Consider the following 18,816-nt stretch of genomic DNA (forward strand, 5'->3'; position numbering starts at 1 on the left):
TTCATGTCGTTGGTTGGTTCACGGCTGGTTCGATGACCGGATCTCGCTTCGTGCTGGCCGACATCGAACGCGACGGCCAGCGATCCACCTGTGCGAAGTCTTGGCTTTACCCGTCCAACGAATGCGCTCGTATCGAAGATGCAACGGCGAAGGCGAAGTCAGAAACGAACCGCGAGGCGGCTGCCTTACGCAACTTACTTCCTTGCCGCTTCTGGTACTACAGCAGGCCTCGCCACAACCGGAGGAAGCGGCTTCATGGGTTCATTCGCGTGCCATATCCAAGGCACTGGATCAATACGCGCAATCGCTTTCTCTTTCGCTGCAAACGCCGCCTTGCTCATGAAACCTGACAGCACATGCAATGGCGTCGGGACGCTTCCAGTATCAAGCAGCAGGAAATTCGGAAACGCTTCGGTAGGGCCTGCGTCATAACGGAGAGGCTTGAGGAAGCGGCGTTTCTCCTCAGTGAGCTTGCGTTCCAGGTCGACTTCGAACGCGGCGTCAAGGGGAATCCAATTCCTCGACGTAAGCATGCAGGTCGCCGTATCGACATGCAGCACGTGCTCCTGTTTTGCATAGACCAGGAGGCACATAATGACTCTGACCTGATCTCCTGCTTCAGATGCTTTCAGGTCAAACATCCAATTGAACCTGCGCTGCAAGCGCAGCCAGTCCTTGGCAGCCATCGTCAACGGCGCATCAGACATGTGTCGTAAGCGGATACGTATAGCTCCCGCTGATTCGATCACATCCTTGAACTCACCGACCACCAGCGCCATCTCATACCCGCCACCATCACTTGGCCTTAGGACCGACAATCGTTCCCGCCTGCGCGCGCTAATTTGTTCCTTCATGGCCTCGTCGAAACGCTCGGGAATGTAGAGCCGATCGGCTAGCACTTTCCCCTTCAAGCGCAATTCTGCGGCGGCTTCATATACGTACTTTTGTATCACCCCTTGATGGCGTCGGCCGTCCATGGCTGGAGACCAACGGTTAAGACCAGCTTCTTCGAAAAGAAATTGCAATAGTGCCTGCAATGACATGGGACGAGGCGAGGACTTTACGTCTGCCTTGATCTTGTCAGGAATAGCCGACGCGACGCGCCCCGCCGCTCGCGTCAGCGGGAAATCGACACGTAAGTCGGTGAAGTCATCACTAGCCGGAACAATCGCGCTGCCTATCAGCGCACCCCGACCGGAGTGCGACGCCTGATTTTCGAACGAATCACATGAAGGATGATGCTGCGGCCCCGTGCCTGGCATCCGCTTGACCACATAGTGGCGGTGCTTCGCTATGTACATCTCTATTCCGGGGGCGACGCACATGCATCGTGGGCGAATCCCTGCGCCATAGGCCTGCGCCAATACTGGCTCCAACGCCGGATCGTCTGCCGTGAAGCGTTTTCCCTCTACAGAATAGGCAACAACCTCTTCCATGATTTCGCGGAGATGGGATAGTTCATATTACTCTACCCCGCCTGCACCGCAGAACTATCCCGAAATCCCATGCGAAATTAGGGGCGATTTCCGGCCAGTGTGGTCCGGTTTAGATGCAAGGGATGTTCAGAGCCTGTCAGGGTTGAACCGAATTATTCTGAAGAGAAAGTTGGACACTCGATAAAACGCCACGGCGGAAAAGGTGCCGAGGAAAATTCAGAGGACACCGTAGACCTTGGTGAGCATTTGCTTATTGGTTTCGAGAAGAAAGTGTTGATTTGCACCGAAAACTGATAATCATCTAGCCGTCCTCCCTTCGGCCAAGCCGAGGAATAAAGTCACGGTGCGAATCCGAACTTTATCAAGGAGGACGTCATGTTATTTTGTGGCATTGATCTTCACTCCAACAATTGCCTTGTGGTCGTCTCCGACGACAACGACAAGGTCGTGTATTCCAATGGTAACGTGTTCCCCAGGTGGCGCGGCTGGGCAAGGTGACACATAACTTGACCTTAGGGCCTGACCTTGCGTGTCAGATTGGTGCCCTTGGTTTGACGGTCAGCATTGTCAATCCAGCGCGCATTAAAGGATTTGGGCAGAGCGAACTTGTCCGCAACAAGAACGATGGAATTGATGCTGCCTTGATTGCTCGGTATGGGGCAAGGATGCATCCCGAACCTTGGCAAGCCCCGCCTTCCGAGCAACGTCGGTTAAGGGCCTGGTGTGATCGCTTGAAAGCGTTGAAGGCCATGCGCCTGCAAGAGGAAAATCGTTTGGAGGCATGCACCGTCGCTGCGAATGCTGAGTTGATGGACCACATCGAGGAGCAAGTGGTCTGGCTGGGATTACAGATCAAACAAATAGGGCGAGACATCGAAGATCACATCGCCTGTCATCCCAGCCTTAAACGCGACGCTGACCTAATGGCCAGCATTCCTGGCGTCGGTAAGGCGACAGTCGCGGTGATGCTTGGGCATATCGGTGACATGCGGCGCTTCAGCAGCGCCAAGGCTTTAGCCGCTCATCTCGGGGTGAGTCCACGTCAGCGCCTTTCTGGAACATCCGTGCGCGGGCGTACAACGATGAGCCGAACAGGAAATCGTGCCACTCGAAGTGCGCTTTACATGCCAGCGGTTGTAGCCAGTCGCCGCAACCCCATTCTTCGAGCCTTTGCCGAGCGTCTGCATGCAAACGGCTTGTCCAAGAAAGCAGTGATCGGCGCGGTCATGCGAAAGCTGGTTCATCTGATGTACGCCATTGTTCGATCTGGCATCGCATTCAGACCTGACTACATAGAACAGCAATCAAGAAAATGCGTCCAGCCGGACGATAAGGTTGTGACCCATATCAGCCTGGCACCAGACTTCAATCGCTATGTCCGGGAGCAGCATCCGCCGGAAGGGCTTTGCATTGGAGGACAGACTACTGTTCCGTAGGAGCAGTAGACGCAGCAATCTCCCTGCTTCGGGCGTAGGATGCTGTGGCAGCTCTCGCATTCATAATGCCACTGGCAAGCATCAACAGGCATGGTCTCCTGTTTCGTGTGGCCACAAACTGGACACGTCAGAACTGAATCGAAGATGACATTGCTCATTTGGGATTTCCAGCAGGCTTCGATGGATAACCAGCCTCTTCGGTGGCACGCGTCAACGCAGCGACATTGGTCTTCGCATCATCGAAGGTAACGACTGCTTCGCGCTTTTCAAAACTCACTTCGATTGCAGTTACACCAGGTACTTTTCCAAGCGCCTTCTTTACCGTAATTGGACAAGTTGCACAGTCCATGCCTGGCACCGACAGCGTGACAGCTTTGGACGCTGCCCACGATGCGGTACTCAGGGCGAACAAGGCAATGGCGGCAATGATCTTTTGCATGATTTGATCCTTAAATTAGTAAAACCAGGGAGCTATCCAAGGAAAGCTCACAGCGATGAGCAGAAGTACGACCACGGTGATGTACAGCACACGATATGACCATTTGACTTGTGGCCGGTCGCAAAACTCTCCTGGCGAACAATCCGCTGCCGGACGCCAAACGCGCTGCCAGGAGGCGACAAGCGCGATGAGAGAGATGCCTATGAAGAATGGCCGATAGGGTTCGAGGAGCGTTAATGAGCTGATCCATGCGCCCGAAATTCCCAACATGAGCAACAGCAAAGGACCGAGGCAGCAAGTCGAGGCCAGAATCGCCGCGACTCCCGCTGCGACAAGGCCAATGCGCCCTGTTGGTCGGCTTGAATTGATTGGTAATTTCGAGTTCATGGCGTAAGCTTACTCCCGTACATAAGTACGGATGCAAGAGAATATGAACAAAGAAAATACCGAATTTACAATAGGTTCCTTGGCCAAATCCGCAGGCGTGAATGTGGAAAGCATTCGCTTCTACCAGCGCAAAGGTCTAATGCTGGAACCTGAGCGAATACACAGTGCCATTCGGCGGTATAGCGACTCAGACTTGGCTCGCCTGCAGTTCATCAAGGCTGCGCAGCGAATCGGATTCTCGCTCGACGAGATAGCGGAACTGTTGCGACTGGATGATGGAACTCACTGCGTAGAGGCCCGTCTGCTCGCCGAACAGAAGTTACAAGGTGTGCGTGAGCGCATCGCTGACTTACAAAGAATTGAGATGGCACTGGGTCAATTGGTGGCCAGCTGCGGCGATGTGTCCGGAAAAATTAAATGCCCGCTGATCGATTCGCTCTACCACAGACTTTAGCTTGAAAATCAAGACAGTATCTGACACTAGGCCAATATAGCGCCGCCCTTGATTTGCTGAAAAGTCTGGGCCTACTCAATGAAGGCGCATCTACTTGCTGCCTGGGAAATCAGTATCGCGGGCTTTCTGCACCCCAGACTAGTCAAATCCTCTTTGAGAAGATCATCGAGCATGCTTCGCCTGCATGGCTAGCGGATTCCGACATATTGATTCCAGATGCAAGTGACATTCCAGAAGACGCGGCCAAATTGGGCCTTGCTCTCGGGCTACAAGAGCCACAAAGTTTTGCTGCGATCAGGAATGTGCACCAGCGGGTTGATCTAGCGAAAAGAAAGCTAATCGGCGATGCTGGCGAATTGGCTCTTCTGAATATCCTTGAGCAACTGTGGCCAGGCACTACCGTCCATGTCGCAAGTTTGGGCGACGGATATGGCTACGACATTGCGTTCAAGCATAACCGCCGAGAATGGCACCTGGAAGTCAAAAGTACGACACGACGCGGGCGAGTTACCGTTCACCTAAGCCGTAATGAATATGAAGTTGGCATCTCCGATCCAAACTGGCGCCTAATCGTGATCGGTCTCGACGCAAGACTGCAGTTAAAGGCCGTGGCTACGCTCAGTATTGGTCAAATTGCCGCTCTTGCGCCTAGACGTTGTACTCGGGGGCGAAGATGTCGACATCAAAACGACTATGAGCAATAAGTGGATGTTCTCAAAGTCCAGCTGGAACCATGTTAACCTGCTCATCGCTTACGATGAGCGCAAAGCGCAATTCAGAGCCGGTCTCGCCTACGTCGTCGAAGCAGTTCTCGGGGCGCAAAACCGGGATAGCAAGCGGACAATCAAGAAGGAATATTACGAGAACATCTCCTGGATCGTGGCGAACGCTCCATACCCTCCAAATTTCCTCGCTGCGCTGCCGGACCAGATTCTCAGTCAGATTGTTTCGCCGGCTTCTGCCAACGACCGCGTAGAGGCGCTGCTTACCCTTGTTCAGGGAACCATTATCCCTCGCCACGCAATCTGCAGCGTGGCTAACCAACAGGATCCTTTGAAACGCTTGCGCAGAAATGGTGGGGCACGCGAGAACCTTTGGACCAAAGGCATTCTCGTACTATCTGGAACGTCCAATTGGGATCGGGCCATTTCACAGGCGACGTTAGGCTTTGATCTTGCAAAAGGGGAGCTTGCCTCACTAAGCAAGGCGGCGCCATTGTTAACTGAGGAAATGCTGAAACGCTATATGAGCATTCACGAGCATGAGAACCCAGATAACCTTTGACAACTGTTGCCAAGATCTACTGCGCCCTGGAGCCACTGGCGCGACACGAGCATTGCAGGCGTGGAGGCGCAATGCCTTGTATCGCGAGGTTGTTCCTTTTGTCGAAAATTTCAGCCACCGTTTTCTCTACGAACTTGGCCCAGAATCGGTACGCGACGTAATTATGCGCTCTCGCCATGCATTAGGCGATGTCGAATCGGTGGAACAATTAGCGGTCATTGAAGACTTTCATACTCCGTTTGCGCTACAGCATCTTTTTCACTGGTATGTTGAAGCGAATGAGTCCCTTCCGACCTGGACTGAATTCCGGGACTGGATAGTTCTTGGGATGCCGCACCGCATTGGTATCACCTCCTTAGAGGCAAGATCGGACCAAATCCGAGCGAGGAAAAGCGCCGAAGCTGGTCACGTGCAGCTCGTTGGCGGTTAGGCAAATTTTACCTTTCAACCTTGCGTGAGCTCGATCTGCTGGTACAACTCCGCGCAATGGGGCTGGACGTACGCTACCACATCATCGCCGACGTGCTCTTCCGCGCGGATTTCTGGATCGGCAACCTTATCGTGAGCCTATACTTCCCGAATTCCAACTACCGCCATGGAAAAAACGAGGGGCGGAAGCCGCCAGCTGAAAAGTTCTTTACGGGCGCGAATCCACCATTCAAAGTTGTGCACTTCCCAGTCGAGCGCCAAGGCTTTGGCAAAGTATGGCTAGCAAGTACCGACTCGATAGCACGCCTCAAGGAATTAATTCACGCGGGCACTTAGGTTTGCGGATGGCAATGTAAAGCAGACGCCAATAAAGAAAATAGAAAGTGTGCTTCAGTAAATTCAATTGCCAATGGCGATTTGAACGCAACACCGAATAATCTACGGGGTAATGGCTAAAGCACCGAATCGGACAAACGGCACTAATTCTCAAGACTCCGTACTTTTTCCGTACTATTCGCATCAGTAACAAAAAAGGCCTGCGACATGAATTCGCAAGCCTTTGATTTGTTTGAGTATTTCTGGTGGGAAGTGCAAGTTTCGAACTTGCGACCCCTGCAGTGTGAATGCGAGTTTGTTGCACATCACAACACTTCGGCGCACTATCTCTCATAGGAGAACTGTGCGCCGAAGTTGTTTTATGTGCATCGAAATTCACGCCAGTTTTCCGGACTTTTTCCGGACGGGGGCGATATGGCATCCAAGATTGATACAGTTTCGGCGCGAGAAGCACTGAAACCACGTAAGGAACCTTACTGGTCGAAACGTTCCGAAGGGCAATTTGTAGGCTTTCGGCGTACCCACGATGCGGCCGGAAACTGGCATGCCAGATACCGGCTAAAGTCAGGCGACCAATCAACGCGCAGTCTCGGCGCTCTGGACGAATTTCCAGCACATGAGCGCTACTCTCGCGCCGTGGCACTGGCAGATGAATGGTTCCAACACTTGAACAAAGGTGGATCTACGACACCTTGTACGGTACTGGGGGCTTGCAATAACTACGAGGATCACATCCGCGAAGAGAAAGGCTGCACACCGGCCGATGAGCTTCGTGGCCGATTTCGGCGCTGGGTAGCGGAAGACGCAATTGCCTCGATTGAGCTGTCAATGCTCGATCGGCAAGACGTGAAAGCCTTTCGCCTTCGCCTGGTTAAGAGCCCGAAAAAATCCAAGGAAGGCTCGACCGAAACGCGATCGAGGGACACCGTGAACCGCGACATGGCAGCCGTTCGAGCCGCCCTCAACTACGCATTCAAAGAAGGATTCGTCACATCAGATTTTGCGTGGAGGGAACCTCTGAAGGCATTCAAAAATGTGGCCAAGCGCCGCACGCTCTACCTCGATAAGCAACAACGGCTGGCGCTGGTCAACGCCGCACCTGCTGATCTCGCCGCATTCTTGCGGTGTCTATCCACTCTCCCCTTGCGCCCTGGCGCGCTTGCGGCCCTTGTTGTTGGTGACTTCGATTCGCGCCTTCATGAATTACGTGTCGGTAAAGACAAGCATGGCGCACAACGCCGGATCACGCTGCCCACTAATCTCTCCAATTTGCTCAACGACGTCGCCCGCAACAAACTTCCGGGTGCGCCACTCTTATCTCGCGAGGACGGAAAGGCTTGGGATAAGGATTCCTGGAAGAGCCCAATCAAAGAGGCGGCCAAAGCAGCGGGGCTGCCAGCGGAAGTCACGGCTTACACGCTACGCCACGCCGTGCTGACTGACTTAGTGACGGACGGGCTGAACCTCCTCACCGTCGCGCAAATCAGCGGGACTTCGGTCGCTATGATCGAAAAGCACTACGGACATCTGCGAAACGATATCGTAACTGACGCACTAGCAAAACTCGCTCTCTAGTCTGCTCGACATCGAAATGTCCTAGCATTGTGCTGCATTTTAAAAAATGCAGACGTATAATGCGCGCCAACCCGCCAAGGTGGGTCAACGAACAATAAAAGACGTTTAGGAGCCCTGCTTTACCATCCCTCGGGATCTCTGACGAAGATCCTCGTTTCACGCTCCTACCTGCTGCACCTTTTGACCTTAAAGGTTATTTAATTCGCGCCTGCCTCAGGCGCGCGGATTCGCACGCACGTAAATTCTTAAGGAGTAGATTCAGATGAGCATTGCCACCGAAAATCCAGTGTTTGACACCGACGAATTTTGCGAAGCACATCGCATTTCCCGTTCGTCACTCTTCAAACTTTGGCGTGAGGGGGATGGCCCACGAATCATGAAGGTTGGCCGTCGAACACTCATTAGCGCCGAGGCTGCGGCTGAATGGCGCAAGCTGATGGAATCTCGCGCCATGTCCGAAAACGGTGGTGCCAAATGAAGGGCGCCCCTACAAGTTTGATCGATCTGCGCATTCTCAAATTCCTGGTCAAGCAAGCACTGACCACCATGCAGCTTCAGATCCAAGCCGGCTGCAATCATGCGCCAAGCCGCATCCTGGGGCTTCGGAACCGTGGGCTTGATATCCCTTGCACACTCATCAGAGTGCTCAATCGAGATGGCGTTGAAGTCCGAACCGGACTGTACAGCTTGACTGCGAAGGATCGCCGCATTGTTCGTGAGTGGTTGAAGTGAGGCTGGCAGATGAATCCGCTACTTCCCCTCGCAAACCTCGCTAAGAACGGACTCCAACCGATGTTGCGCCAGGTGTGGATCGGCCTTGGATTTAGGCCGGCAAAGTCATGCGGACTGGCAGTCAGCCCAGATAGGTTGCCAACCATGTGTGAGTGCCGGTCTGTGGTGGGTCTTGACGTGATCGTTACTTACCACGGCAACACCACGCGCTACTCCATCCTTCGCAGCCTCTGCCATCACCTACACTCGGCCAACCCGCGCCGGCTGCAGGTGATCGACCTGGACCGAAAACGCATCGCCTTCCTCAAGTTGGGGGTGGTATGACGCAGCCAACAAGCGTATTAGCAGCAGTGCCGGCAGACCCAGAACTAACCGCATCCCGCGCAGCCATCGGCTTGGTTCGTCCGACTGATCTGGCCACGGCTGTACTTAGAAACGGCGCCAACGTTGAAGTCGAGCGCATCACCTGGCTCTGGCCACAGTACCTCGCCTCCGGCAAGATCCATATTCTTGCTGGACCACCAGGCGTAGGAAAAACGACCTGCGCGATGCGCATGGCCGCAGCCATATCCGCAGGCGGCGTACTACCTGATGGAAGCAAGGCTGAGCAACGCGACGTAATTGTCTGGACCGGGGAGGATGGAGTTGCCGACACCCTGGCACCGCGCCTCGTAGCCATGAAGGCTGACATGCGCCGCATTCACTTCGTTGAAGGCGCGCAGGATGCTAATGGCCCGCGTGAGTTCGATCCGTCGCGCGATATCTCGCTTCTGGATGATGCAATCTTAAGGGCGCACCTCGACGTAGGCATGATCCTGCTCGACCCGATTGTGTCCACCTTTGCGGGCGATAGCCATAAGAACGCAGAGGTCCGTCGGAGCATGCAACCAGTCGCTGATCTGGCTCGGCGCCACAATGCTGCCGTACTGGGAATCACGCACTTCAGCAAAGGGACGCAAGGACGCGATCCGACTGAGCGTGTCAACGGCAGTATCGCTGTAGGTGCGATCGCTCGCGTGGTCATGATCTGCGCAAAGTTGCCAGAGGATTCCGAGATTGGCACCGGCTGCGTGTTCATGATCGCAAAGTCCAACATTGGCACGGACGAAGGCGGGTTTAAGTATCACCTGGAGCAGATTCCAGTCCCGGGCCATGTCGGTCTGTTCGCATCGGTCGCAGTGTTCGGCGAAGCATTGGACGGCACGGCGCGAGAAATTCTCCGACACGTCGACGCCACCCCGGCCGAGGACGATGAAGAGCGCCAAGATATCAAGACCTTCTTGTGCGATCTACTGGCTCACGGCCCACTCAGCGCAAAACAAATTGAGGCTGATGTCCGGGGCGCCGGCTATTCGATGGACAAAGCGAGGCGAGCGGCGAAAAAGCTCGGGATCATGCCCTACAAGGAATCAATGAAAGGTGGCTGGTACTGGCCCTCGCCGAAGTTGGCAAAACCGCCCTGAAGTTTGCGAAGTTTGTACTCTCAGAAGTATGCAATCTTCGCAAACTTCGACATAACCAACCTCGAATTGCTATGGGTCCAGTGACTGCTGGCGCTGGTCGGAACGCACTGAAAATCTTTCCGGAAAGGAAAAAGCATGAACGTCGTCGCAATTGAAAAATCAGCAGATGGCACCGAGCCACTGCCAGCAACTCCATCGACCAAACCTGCAGAACTCGAAGCGCTGCATGAAATCCGTGACGAGCTTCGATTATTGCGTGCCGCGCTTCAGCAAACCCGAACCCAAGAAGATGCCGTTAAGCCTGACCTGGCCGCGAATATCCGCACAATCGCCGCGGTGGTCGGTGATCGTCTGTTCTCGGTCGCAGAATTACTGGCACACGCCAAGATCGAGCAGGGTCGGCCACTCAAAGCCGCACTGAGTGACCTCGCCGGCATGAGTGGGAAACGCGTGGGCAAACTGCTGCGCGGCCTGGAAGGAAAAGCCATCGGCGGATATCGCATTGAGCGAGTGGGAGTGGATCGACAAGGCGCAATTTGGGCCTTGCGGGTTTGCGAGAGTGAAACCCGCAAACCCGCACCGGTCGTTGAATAGCGCGCCGGAATGGACAAACATAGAGTCATCGAAATTTTCACCTTGAGGACAAACGCAATGCAACGACTGTCGGACTTAACCAGCGAATTGAGCGGCATGAGCTACGCGAAGCACTGCGACCCGGACGATGCGTATCCCGGCCAGAGTTACATCCGTGGTGTGATCGCCCGCGCTGCCAGCTACATCGCCATGCGCGAAGGGAACTTCACCAATCCCGCCGATATCGCGAAGAAGCGCTGGGGAAAAACCCACCCACACCTGGTCAACGTCATCAAGTCCGGCGTTGCAGGCGGCGGCACCGGTTCCGGCGAATGGGGTGCCGAACTGGCCTCGTCCAACACCCGCTATACCGGCGACTTCATCGACTTCCTGTACGCGATGACGATCTTCGACCGTCTGCCGCTGCGCGAAGTGCCGGCCAACATCCACATCAAGGGCCAGGACGGCGCGTCGACCGGCTTCTGGGTCGGTGAATCCAAGGGCATCCCTGTAACGAATGTCGGCTTTAGCGACATCGAACTGAAACCACTGAAAGCGGCCACTATCGCGGTCTGCTCCAAGGAGATGATCCTGGACGGCAGCCTCGCTGCGGAAATCTGGGTCCGCGACTCGATTGCACAGGCGATCTCTCAGCGCGTTGACACAACGTTCCTAGGTGCTGGCGCTGGTGTTGATGGCGTTTCACCAGCCGGCATCCTCAACGGCCTGTCAGCCCTGTCGCCATCCGGCACCGATCAGGCCGCGCTCCACAATGACCTACTGGCGCTGTACGCTCAATTCCTGGCCGCGAAAAACGTGTCGGGCCTGGTCCAGATCATGACCCCGAGCATGGCCAAGGCAGTCGGCCTGATGCGCGATGCGCTTAACAACCCGGCTTACCCTGGCCTCGGCGCCGAAGGTGGCAAACTGCTTGGCGACACTGTCTATACCGGCGACAACGTCACCCCAGGCAACTGGATTCTGCTGAAGCCTTCCGACATCTGGAAGATCGGTGACACCGGCATCGAAATTTCGATGTCCGATTCCGCTACCATCGAGCAGGACAGCGCACCACAAGGCGCTGGCGACACCCCGACCGCCGCATCGGCAACCCTGATGTCCCTGTGGCAGACCGAGCAGGTCGGCTTCAAGGTGGTCCGTCGCATCAACTACGGCAAGCGTCGTTCCACCGCCGTGGCGTACCTGGCCGATGCTGAATACGGCGGCGTAGTCAGCTAACGACGGAAGGAATCGACATGCGCAAAGACTTAAAGACGCTGGCAGACGCGACCATAGCAGGAATTAAATCGTACGTGGAGCGTGAAGCGAGTGTAAAGATCCGGTCCCTAGAACAACGAGTAATCGACCTGGAAGAGCGCTTGCGGGCGGTCGACGGCCAGAAGGCTGTCATCCGCAACACGCGTAACAGCAACTACCAAACCAAGGACATGCGGCACGACGCTGAATAGCTTTGAGCCGAATGCTTCGCGCATCCTTTTCCCCGTGGATGGTTTTCGGGTGTGCGAATGCAAAATTCAGCCGGTGTCAACGCCGCCGGTTGAGAACTCTCGGGAGACTGGGAGCGCCAGCGGACGAAGCGCCGTCGCGGCTGGCACCAATTCAACAGGAGGTCTCTTCGTGAATTTCGACTGGATTGAAGTATCGCCGCAGGATCTTTTGGAGGTCATTGCCAAGCAAAAGCCCCTGACGGAAGACTGGGCTTATATCATCTCCGGCCAATACATCTTAGAAGTCATAGAAGCGACTGGACTCCGCCCAGCACCAGGTTTGCATGATGCATTAGCTAAAAGGCTCATGGCGCTGGTCGGCAACAACCATCAAGTGCTGGCAGCCTGGGGCGAGTCCACCACTCAACCTAAACACTGAGGCCGACTATGCCACTTTTGAGAATCGACGTTGAGGCGCGTGTCGCCCAGTTCCAGGACGCGATGAACGCCATCGAGCGCAGCGCGAAGAAGTCGGCTAGCGTCATCTCAGGCTCATTCTCCAGCGCGAACGCTGCCCTCGCGGGTCTAGGTGTCGGTATCTCCGCTGGAGGCCTGGCTGCCATAGTTAAAAACGCAATCGATGCTGCTGATCACCTGAACGATCTTTCCAAGAAAACCGGAATTGCGGTCGAAACCTTGGGCGGTATTGGCTTCGCTGCGAAGCAGGCCGGAGCGGATCTCGATTCCGTCGCAAAGGCGATGGGCAAGTTCAATCTGCAGATTGCCGACGCTGCAGGAGGTGGTAAGGAAACATCAGCGGCGTTCCGCGCTCTTGGCATCGAGATCAAAGACAGTGCCGGCAAACTTCGAGGCGCTGACGAACTTCTAGTGGATGTCGCCAAGCGCTTCGAAGGGCTGGAGGACGGGCCCGCTAAAGCCGCGCTGGCGAACAAACTCTTCACGAAGTCCTATGCCGATCTCCTGCCGCTCTTGGACGACGGCGCCCAATCACTCCGCGACAATATCGCGTATTACCAGAAATACAGCGGCGTAACCACTGAGATCGCCGAACGCTCAGACAAATTCAATGACGCTCTTGCAAAGATCGGTCTGCTTTCCGGTGCGGCTGGAAATCAAATCGCGGCGGAACTTCTGCCCACGATGCAACTGCTGGCGGATAAAATGTTAGCGGTCAAGGAAAGCAGCGAAGGCTTTAGCGGCGTTGGCAAGGCTATCAACACCGTGATTGAAGGCATATCTGTACTTGGCGTCAACACCTCTTATGTATTCAAGCAAGTCGGTAACGAGATCGGCGGGATTGCCGCGCAACTCGGCGCGCTTGGCCGGCTAGACTTCAAGAATTTCGAACGCATCGGCCAGATCATGCGACTGGAGGCTAAGGAGGCACGCGAAGAAGTAGACCGCATCATGGCCGAAATCCTGGACCCGAACAAAGGTCAAAAAGCTGGCGCTGGTTCGATCCCGGACGAGATCATGGACGCGCTGAAGCGCACCGCCTCGGCACCAATCATTCCAGTCGGCGGCGGTGAGGATCCGGGCCGCAAGCGCCTTGAAGCCCAAATGCGGGAAGTAGAACGCGCATTAGACCGAGATCGCGAGCTACTCATGGCGCGAAAGGAATTCCTCGACATCTACTACCAGCAGGATTTGCTTTCCACGAGCGAGTACTTCGCGGCGCGAAATGCAGCAGCGCAGGAAGCGCTCCAATCGCAGCAGGCTAATATCGAGAAGGAAATCGCGCTCCTGAAGTCCCGAAAGCCAAAGGATCCGGCGGAGCGAGTCTCAAACGAATCCAAGATCAAAGAACTACAGGAGAAGTCCGCGCAGCTCGAAGCCAGCTACAACACAGAGGTCACGCGCGGAATCATTGAGCGCGAGGCTAGAATGAAAGACTTCGGGCGCCAAATCAGCGAAGTGAACTTGCAGTTCATTGAGATGCAGGGGAACCTCGAAAAAGTGGCAGCAGCGCGCTTCGATACGGAGCATGGCATTGTCAGCAAACGCCTTTCAGGTGAACGACAGACGGCCGTCGATGCCGGTGACACTGAAAAGGTCGCGGAGATCGACCAGGCCATGCGGCAACTGGACATGATGCGCGCCGCAGCGGTCGCACAAGGTCGCGTCAACGAACTCCTGGTGGACGAGGCGAGGATTCAATCGGACCTTCAAATCACGACGGAGCGCGCCGACATGGCCGCCGAGGCGGGAAGCATCACACAGATTGAGGCACTGAGGAAGATCAGTGATGCGCGCCGGCAGGCGGCCATCGATCTACAGGCCGCCGCAACCGCCTTTGCTGCCGCTGCTGCGAATTCCCCGGACCAGCGCCTCGCAGATCAGGCAAAACAGTTCCAGCTGGCGGCCGACAAAATGGCTGCATCGGCTGACCTGGTGCGCGACAAGATGCAGGGTGTATTCCAGAATGGCTTCGAATCTCTCTTCGACAAACTCATAAGCGGAACTATGTCGGTTAAGGACGCGTTCAAATCTCTGTTCAATGAGATCGCAGCGGACATGGCCAGGATGGCGGTTAAGGACTTAGGCAAGGGCATCTTTGGCGATAAGGGCGTGCTTGGCGGGGTCGTCAAATGGTTCTCCGGCCTGTTTCCGAACGCGAACGGCAACGCCTTTAGCGCCGGAGATATCGTGCCATTCGCCAAGGGCGGCATCCCAAGCGGCATAGTGGACGCACCCACCTTCTTCGCGATGGCTGGTGGCCGCTTGGGCCTTATGGGCGAGGCTGGCCCGGAAGCGATCATGCCATTGCATCGGGACGAGCATGGCGCCCTGTCCGTCAAGATGCTGAGTCCCGGTGGCCGCGAGCGACTGTTACAACTGGGCCGTGATAGCAGCGGCAGCTTAAGCGTAGTTGACCGATTTGCGCACGGTGGGGTGTTTGGTGCACATGCTAGGTCGGCCCTGGCGGCGCACATGCCACGCATGCCAAGCATAAGCGTGGCGAGCAAAGCCATGATGGCTGTGCCGATGAACGGAAGCGAAGCGCAGACCATCAACAACATCAATGTCCAAGTACCAGCCGGGACAAGCCGAGAATCAGCTGATTCCATCGCTTCAAGGACTGCAATGGCCATCGAAAGAGCAAACCGAAGGAATAATTAGGAAAGGGGATCAAAATGAGTCTTTTAGGTACAGCCCTTGCGGTTGGTGGCTTCTTCATCAACGGAGTACAGGGCGCGGCAATTGGTTACTCGATCGGATCGGCGTGCGATGAGCCGTTAAACGAGGCGACGCAGCCTTCGCAAATCGAAGCGCCACCGCATCCGAAAGAACAAACGGACCTATGTCAAAGCTATGAGCATCCTTAACGTTCAAGTGCTTGCTGACCGCGTCCTACTGGCTGTCGACACCAAAATGGCTACCGGAAGCGTTCTGGGCGAAACCACGAAGTTTCAGATTATTGAACCGGCTCACGCGGTTTTGGCAGGGCGTGGAGTTGCCGCTTTCCAGTTCCTTCTTTTTGCCGCGTTGTCCGCATCAGGTGGAAGCGTGGACGAATTGGTGCGTGTGATGATGAAGCAGATCGAATCGTGCATGGAGTATATGAGGCTTGACGCTGAGAGGATGCAGTCCACTGACCCAATGCTATCGGAAGGCCAAGACATCACTTTGGTGGGTTGGAGTGAGTCGCACCAGAGACTTCTCGCCATTCGTTGGTATAAGCCGGCCGGTAAGTTGCGCTTCGAAGCGGATGTGCTTTCCGGTTGGTCTATCGGCCCCAGTATGTCGCGCGACGATCTTCGACAGATTCAGGGGCCACTTGACTCAGAGTGCAAAATGATCGAGGTCATGAATCGCCAGATCTATCATTTCGAACGAAGTTATCCAGGACTGCCTATTGGTGGACGCCCGATATTTATTGACGTCACGAAGGAGCGAATCGCTGTCACGCGAGGCGCGCCGTTCGCAGGGATGCTGCCATGAAGCTCCAGACCCTTAAACCACGCATCAAAGAGATTAAGGCAACTCGCTCGCCGGCCTTAGTGCAGACCGGCACAAAGCGGCTCGAAGGTAGGGCAAGGGTTGACCGCAACAAGAAGTGGAAGGATGCGCATCCATTGTGCGTGGTCTGTGAGGCTGCAGGTAGGACCAGGCCAGTCGATGAGGTTGATCATAAGGTTCCTCTGTGGGCTGGCGGTCCTGATGATGAAAGCAATCTGCAGTCGCTTTGCACGCCATGCCATGAATTAAAGACGACTCGCGAGGCTGCTATGAGAGCAGCTGGTGGATTCATCCCCGACTGAAAGGCCGGGGGGGTGTTGTAAAAATTAAAACGAAACATCACGGACATCGCGCTCCCTTCCACGCGCAGATTTTTTCTTCCCTTTGGGAAAAATGTTAATCAAACAGGATGCAAATCAAACACCCGTTAATCAAAGATCGCCTGTAACGGCGGGCCTTCTTTGAAAAATCGTCGCGTTTGATTTAACAGATGATTGTTAAAGCTGTTAAAGGCTTCAACAACCCGCACGGAGTTTGATTTTTATCAAGATTCAGCGGTTGAGCCAAGATAAGCTGGCCGCATGATCCATTTCGACGCGGCCTGCTTTAGCAAGCACACATATGCCCGCTTTCGTTCCAGCCTGGCGCTAGAGCGCTTTATATCCGCCCCACACGCGACGGGCCGCCACGCTTCGTTGCGGTGGGCTCATGCTTGGTTGCTGGCTGCTCACGCGCCAGGCACGCACCGGACTTAAAATCCGTTGCCTGCAAGGGCGTGCCGGTTCGATTCCGGCCCGGGGAATCGCGCCAGCCTGTTACCATTGGTCCAGACGAAAAAATCCTTGCAAACCCGCCAGGATGTACTAGGCTGGAAATGTCCCTAGAAAGCGGGAACGGGTTTGGCGACCCGGAATACATACGGCGGACGACCGCCACCAGGCGGTATTTTTTCGTCCAAGCACCATTCCTCCATGAGAGGCAGTGGTGGGGGCATCTTCGGATGCGCAGGTTGCCGTGTGTGCCTGTTCGCCAACCCTGCTATCTGCCTCTCCCCTCGTTTGGCGACGGCGGGATAGGCTCTAACTACACACGGAGCCCATCATGAGCAAGACATTCCCCCCACCACCTAGTGCGCCGGCATCTGTGCTTGGCGCCCTGGAAGCGCAGCTGGTCAAGATGTTCCGCCGGCTGAACGAAAACCAAAAGCGCCTGTACTTGTCCCTCCTGGCCTCGGTCGTCCGCGACTTCCGCCGCCAGGCTCCCGCATATCGTCTGCTGGGAGGCCTGTAATGAAAACCGTTTATACAAAGCCGCAAGGCCTTTCACCTGAAGAGCAAAGCCTTCTCAACTTGTTTCGTTCGATCGACACGGAAGGACGCTACTACGTCATGAGCGCGGCACGGATTCAGTCCCGTTATGTAATCGAGCGCGCATCAACGCATCGTCCAGCCCTCCGGTTGGTCAAGGGAGGCCTGTAATGAGATCCACTACCAATCCGCATATCGGAGATCTGGAACGTGCTCCCTATCACCTCGGCCACCTTTTAGTAAAACTCGGTCGCAGGGATTCGACTGAGGACCTGAAGCAAATATCCGAAGCCGCCGAAACCTGTGCCTCAAACGCACGAGATGCACTCCTGAGGGGCCTTGAGGCAATCGGACAAGTTATGGCGATTGCATCGGAAAATCAGGAAACTTTTGTGGAACCGCGCACTACAACCTCACTCGGTTACCTGGTCTCGCATATCGCCTGCGAACTTCAATTCCTGGGCGAGGTCGAAACCGTGACTTATACGGCGAAGGTCTTTGCTGATGACGCGAAGCAACAGGGCAAAAGTAAGGACAAGGGCCAGACCGCAGTGGCCCAATGAACTGGAAAATTGTGGCTAGAGGAAATCTTGCGCGGTCGGTAGTCTTGAAAACTGCCGACATGTGGCATTAAAACGACTTTCCGGACTTTTTCCGGACTAGAAAACACAAAGGGCCTGCGAATTTCGCAAGCCCTTGTTTTTACTACTGAATTCTGGTGGGAAGTGCAAGTTTCGAACTTGCGACCCCTGCAGTGTGAATGCAGTGCTCTACCCCTGAGCTAACCTCCCGAAGTGGCGCTATTATAGACTAGGGGTGCGCCAAACACAAGTTCCCTTCACAGCCTTGTCCAGGCCGTCGAGGAATTCGGCGTGCGCAGCCGCCTCGGCATCGGAAGCGCGCAGCACCATCACTTCCGCCAGGGCGATCTCGGCAACAGCAATGCCGCCGCTCGACTCTTCGATCACGATGTCCATGCCGAGGCTGTTCTGGCCGCGCGTCATGGCCAGGTAGACGTCGGCCAGCAGCTCCGCGTCCAGCAGCGCGCCGTGCAGCTTGCGGTGGGCGTTGGAGATGCCGAAGTGTTCGCACAGCGCATCCAGCGAGTTGCGCTTGCCCGGACGCATTTCCTTGGCCTGAACCAGGGTGTCGATCACGCCGCTGATGTGCGAATCGAAGGCCGGCAGCTTGAGCATATTGAACTCGTGGTTCAGGAAGCCCAGGTCGAACGGTGCGTTGTGGATGATGACTTCCGCGTCCTGGATGTAGGAACGCAGGTCCTCTACAATTTCGTGGAAACGCGGTTTATCGCGCAGGAATTCGGTGGTCAGGCCGTGCACTGCCAGTGCGCCCTCTTCCGAATCGCGCTCTGGATTGATGTAGCAGTGGAAGTTATTCCCGGTCAGCTTGCGGTTGAAGAGCTCGACGCAGCCAATTTCAATGATTCGGTTACCCTGTTTTGGGTTAATGCCGGTAGTTTCGGTATCAAGGACGATTTGACGCATAAATCTTCGCGAAGAGGTTCTGTAGCAAGCT

The 18,816-nt window shown here is 55.3% G+C and carries 25 protein-coding genes and 1 tRNA gene; 20 read left to right on the forward strand and 6 right to left on the reverse strand.

The window, feature by feature from the left end:
- Positions 1-194: 194 nt before the first annotated feature.
- Positions 195-1,436, reverse strand: a complete 1,242-nt coding sequence (locus tag AAHE99_RS03780; protein WP_342114558.1) for a DUF1173 family protein — start codon at positions 1,434-1,436, stop codon at positions 195-197.
- Between the two features lie 551 nt (positions 1,437-1,987).
- Between AAHE99_RS03780 and AAHE99_RS03785 the strand changes: the two genes are divergently transcribed.
- Positions 1,988-2,872 (forward strand): IS110 family transposase, encoded by an 885-nt coding sequence (locus AAHE99_RS03785; protein ID WP_342114560.1) that lies wholly within the window; start codon positions 1,988-1,990, stop codon positions 2,870-2,872.
- On the opposite strand, the gene AAHE99_RS03790 is transcribed toward AAHE99_RS03785, so the two are convergent.
- The 3 genes from AAHE99_RS03790 to merT are packed head-to-tail and all read right to left on the reverse strand — an operon-like array spanning position 2,809 to position 3,698.
- Positions 2,809-3,030, reverse strand: a complete 222-nt coding sequence (locus AAHE99_RS03790; RefSeq protein WP_342114561.1) for a GDCCVxC domain-containing (seleno)protein — start codon at positions 3,028-3,030, stop codon at positions 2,809-2,811. The genes AAHE99_RS03785 and AAHE99_RS03790 overlap by 64 nt on opposite strands.
- On the reverse strand, positions 3,027-3,311 hold the full coding sequence (gene merP, locus AAHE99_RS03795) for a mercury resistance system periplasmic binding protein MerP (protein ID WP_342114563.1): 285 nt from the start codon (positions 3,309-3,311) through the stop codon (positions 3,027-3,029). Before merP ends, AAHE99_RS03790 begins: the two co-directional genes overlap by 4 nt.
- 15 nt (positions 3,312-3,326) lie before the next feature.
- Positions 3,327-3,698: a mercuric ion transporter MerT gene (gene merT, locus AAHE99_RS03800; RefSeq protein ID WP_342114565.1), complete on the reverse strand. Its 372-nt coding sequence runs from the start codon at positions 3,696-3,698 to the stop codon at positions 3,327-3,329.
- Between the two features lie 43 nt (positions 3,699-3,741).
- On the opposite strand from merT, the gene merR reads away from it, so the two are divergent.
- The 19 genes from merR to AAHE99_RS03895 all read left to right on the forward strand — a co-directional run bounded on the left by merR (position 3,742) and on the right by AAHE99_RS03895 (position 17,843).
- Entirely contained in the window at positions 3,742-4,152 is a 411-nt protein-coding gene (gene merR / locus AAHE99_RS03805; protein ID WP_446728887.1) for an Hg(II)-responsive transcriptional regulator, read from the forward strand.
- Positions 4,153-4,205: 53 nt separating this feature from the next.
- Entirely contained in the window at positions 4,206-4,856 is a 651-nt protein-coding gene (locus AAHE99_RS03810) for a protein NO VEIN domain-containing protein (RefSeq protein ID WP_342114569.1), read from the forward strand.
- Positions 4,846-5,436 carry a NaeI family type II restriction endonuclease gene (locus tag AAHE99_RS03815; RefSeq protein ID WP_342114571.1) on the forward strand — a complete coding sequence of 197 codons (591 nt, stop codon included), beginning with the start codon at positions 4,846-4,848 and terminating at the stop codon, positions 5,434-5,436. Before AAHE99_RS03810 ends, AAHE99_RS03815 begins: the two co-directional genes overlap by 11 nt.
- The gene (locus tag AAHE99_RS03820) at positions 5,414-5,866 is read left to right on the forward strand and encodes a hypothetical protein (RefSeq protein WP_342114573.1); all 453 of its coding nucleotides are present in this window, start codon (positions 5,414-5,416) and stop codon (positions 5,864-5,866) included. The genes AAHE99_RS03815 and AAHE99_RS03820 overlap by 23 nt, the downstream gene beginning before the upstream one ends.
- A gap of 20 nt (positions 5,867-5,886) precedes the next feature.
- Complete coding sequence (locus AAHE99_RS03825; protein WP_342114575.1) at positions 5,887-6,201, forward strand: hypothetical protein; 315 nt, start codon at positions 5,887-5,889, stop codon at positions 6,199-6,201.
- Positions 6,202-6,615: 414 nt separating this feature from the next.
- A complete protein-coding gene (locus AAHE99_RS03830; RefSeq protein WP_342114577.1) occupies positions 6,616-7,776 on the forward strand; it encodes a tyrosine-type recombinase/integrase in 1,161 nt (386 codons plus the stop codon).
- 262 nt (positions 7,777-8,038) lie between these two features.
- Positions 8,039-8,254 (forward strand): hypothetical protein, encoded by a 216-nt coding sequence (locus tag AAHE99_RS03835; RefSeq protein WP_342114578.1) that lies wholly within the window; start codon positions 8,039-8,041, stop codon positions 8,252-8,254.
- Positions 8,251-8,508 carry a helix-turn-helix domain-containing protein gene (locus AAHE99_RS03840; RefSeq protein ID WP_342114579.1) on the forward strand — a complete coding sequence of 86 codons (258 nt, stop codon included), beginning with the start codon at positions 8,251-8,253 and terminating at the stop codon, positions 8,506-8,508. Before AAHE99_RS03835 ends, AAHE99_RS03840 begins: the two co-directional genes overlap by 4 nt.
- Before the next feature lie 320 nt (positions 8,509-8,828).
- Positions 8,829-9,971 (forward strand): AAA family ATPase, encoded by a 1,143-nt coding sequence (locus AAHE99_RS03845; protein ID WP_342114581.1) that lies wholly within the window; start codon positions 8,829-8,831, stop codon positions 9,969-9,971.
- Between the two features lie 135 nt (positions 9,972-10,106).
- Positions 10,107-10,565: a hypothetical protein gene (locus AAHE99_RS03850; protein ID WP_342114583.1), complete on the forward strand. Its 459-nt coding sequence runs from the start codon at positions 10,107-10,109 to the stop codon at positions 10,563-10,565.
- A gap of 57 nt (positions 10,566-10,622) precedes the next feature.
- On the forward strand, positions 10,623-11,783 hold the full coding sequence (locus tag AAHE99_RS03855) for a phage major capsid protein (protein WP_342114585.1): 1,161 nt from the start codon (positions 10,623-10,625) through the stop codon (positions 11,781-11,783).
- A gap of 17 nt (positions 11,784-11,800) precedes the next feature.
- A complete protein-coding gene (locus AAHE99_RS03860; RefSeq protein ID WP_342114587.1) occupies positions 11,801-12,013 on the forward strand; it encodes a hypothetical protein in 213 nt (70 codons plus the stop codon).
- 169 nt (positions 12,014-12,182) lie between these two features.
- Positions 12,183-12,431: a hypothetical protein gene (locus AAHE99_RS03865; RefSeq protein WP_342114589.1), complete on the forward strand. Its 249-nt coding sequence runs from the start codon at positions 12,183-12,185 to the stop codon at positions 12,429-12,431.
- A gap of 8 nt (positions 12,432-12,439) precedes the next feature.
- The gene (locus AAHE99_RS03870) at positions 12,440-15,133 is read left to right on the forward strand and encodes a hypothetical protein (protein WP_342114591.1); all 2,694 of its coding nucleotides are present in this window, start codon (positions 12,440-12,442) and stop codon (positions 15,131-15,133) included.
- A 192-nt stretch (positions 15,134-15,325) separates the two neighbouring features.
- Complete coding sequence (locus AAHE99_RS03875) at positions 15,326-15,955, forward strand: hypothetical protein (RefSeq protein WP_342114593.1); 630 nt, start codon at positions 15,326-15,328, stop codon at positions 15,953-15,955.
- Entirely contained in the window at positions 15,952-16,275 is a 324-nt protein-coding gene (locus tag AAHE99_RS03880; protein ID WP_342114595.1) for an HNH endonuclease, read from the forward strand. The genes AAHE99_RS03875 and AAHE99_RS03880 overlap by 4 nt, the downstream gene beginning before the upstream one ends.
- Before the next feature lie 799 nt (positions 16,276-17,074).
- Positions 17,075-17,263, forward strand: a complete 189-nt coding sequence (locus tag AAHE99_RS03885) for a hypothetical protein (RefSeq protein WP_342114597.1) — start codon at positions 17,075-17,077, stop codon at positions 17,261-17,263.
- The gene (locus AAHE99_RS03890) at positions 17,263-17,451 is read left to right on the forward strand and encodes a hypothetical protein (protein ID WP_342114599.1); all 189 of its coding nucleotides are present in this window, start codon (positions 17,263-17,265) and stop codon (positions 17,449-17,451) included. Before AAHE99_RS03885 ends, AAHE99_RS03890 begins: the two co-directional genes overlap by 1 nt.
- Entirely contained in the window at positions 17,451-17,843 is a 393-nt protein-coding gene (locus AAHE99_RS03895) for a hypothetical protein (RefSeq protein ID WP_342114600.1), read from the forward strand. Before AAHE99_RS03890 ends, AAHE99_RS03895 begins: the two co-directional genes overlap by 1 nt.
- Positions 17,844-17,996: 153 nt before the next feature.
- Here AAHE99_RS03895 and AAHE99_RS03900 read toward each other — a convergent pair.
- Together AAHE99_RS03900 and dnaQ are read right to left on the reverse strand one after the other, a co-directional pair.
- Positions 17,997-18,071, reverse strand: a tRNA-Val gene (locus AAHE99_RS03900).
- 12 nt (positions 18,072-18,083) lie between these two features.
- Positions 18,084-18,785, reverse strand: a complete 702-nt coding sequence (gene dnaQ / locus AAHE99_RS03905; protein WP_342114602.1) for a DNA polymerase III subunit epsilon — start codon at positions 18,783-18,785, stop codon at positions 18,084-18,086.
- Positions 18,786-18,816: the final 31 nt, after the last annotated feature.

The sequence above is a fragment of the Pseudoduganella sp. OTU4001 genome (assembly GCF_038440195.1).
Lineage (GTDB): Bacteria > Pseudomonadota > Gammaproteobacteria > Burkholderiales > Burkholderiaceae_D > Rugamonas.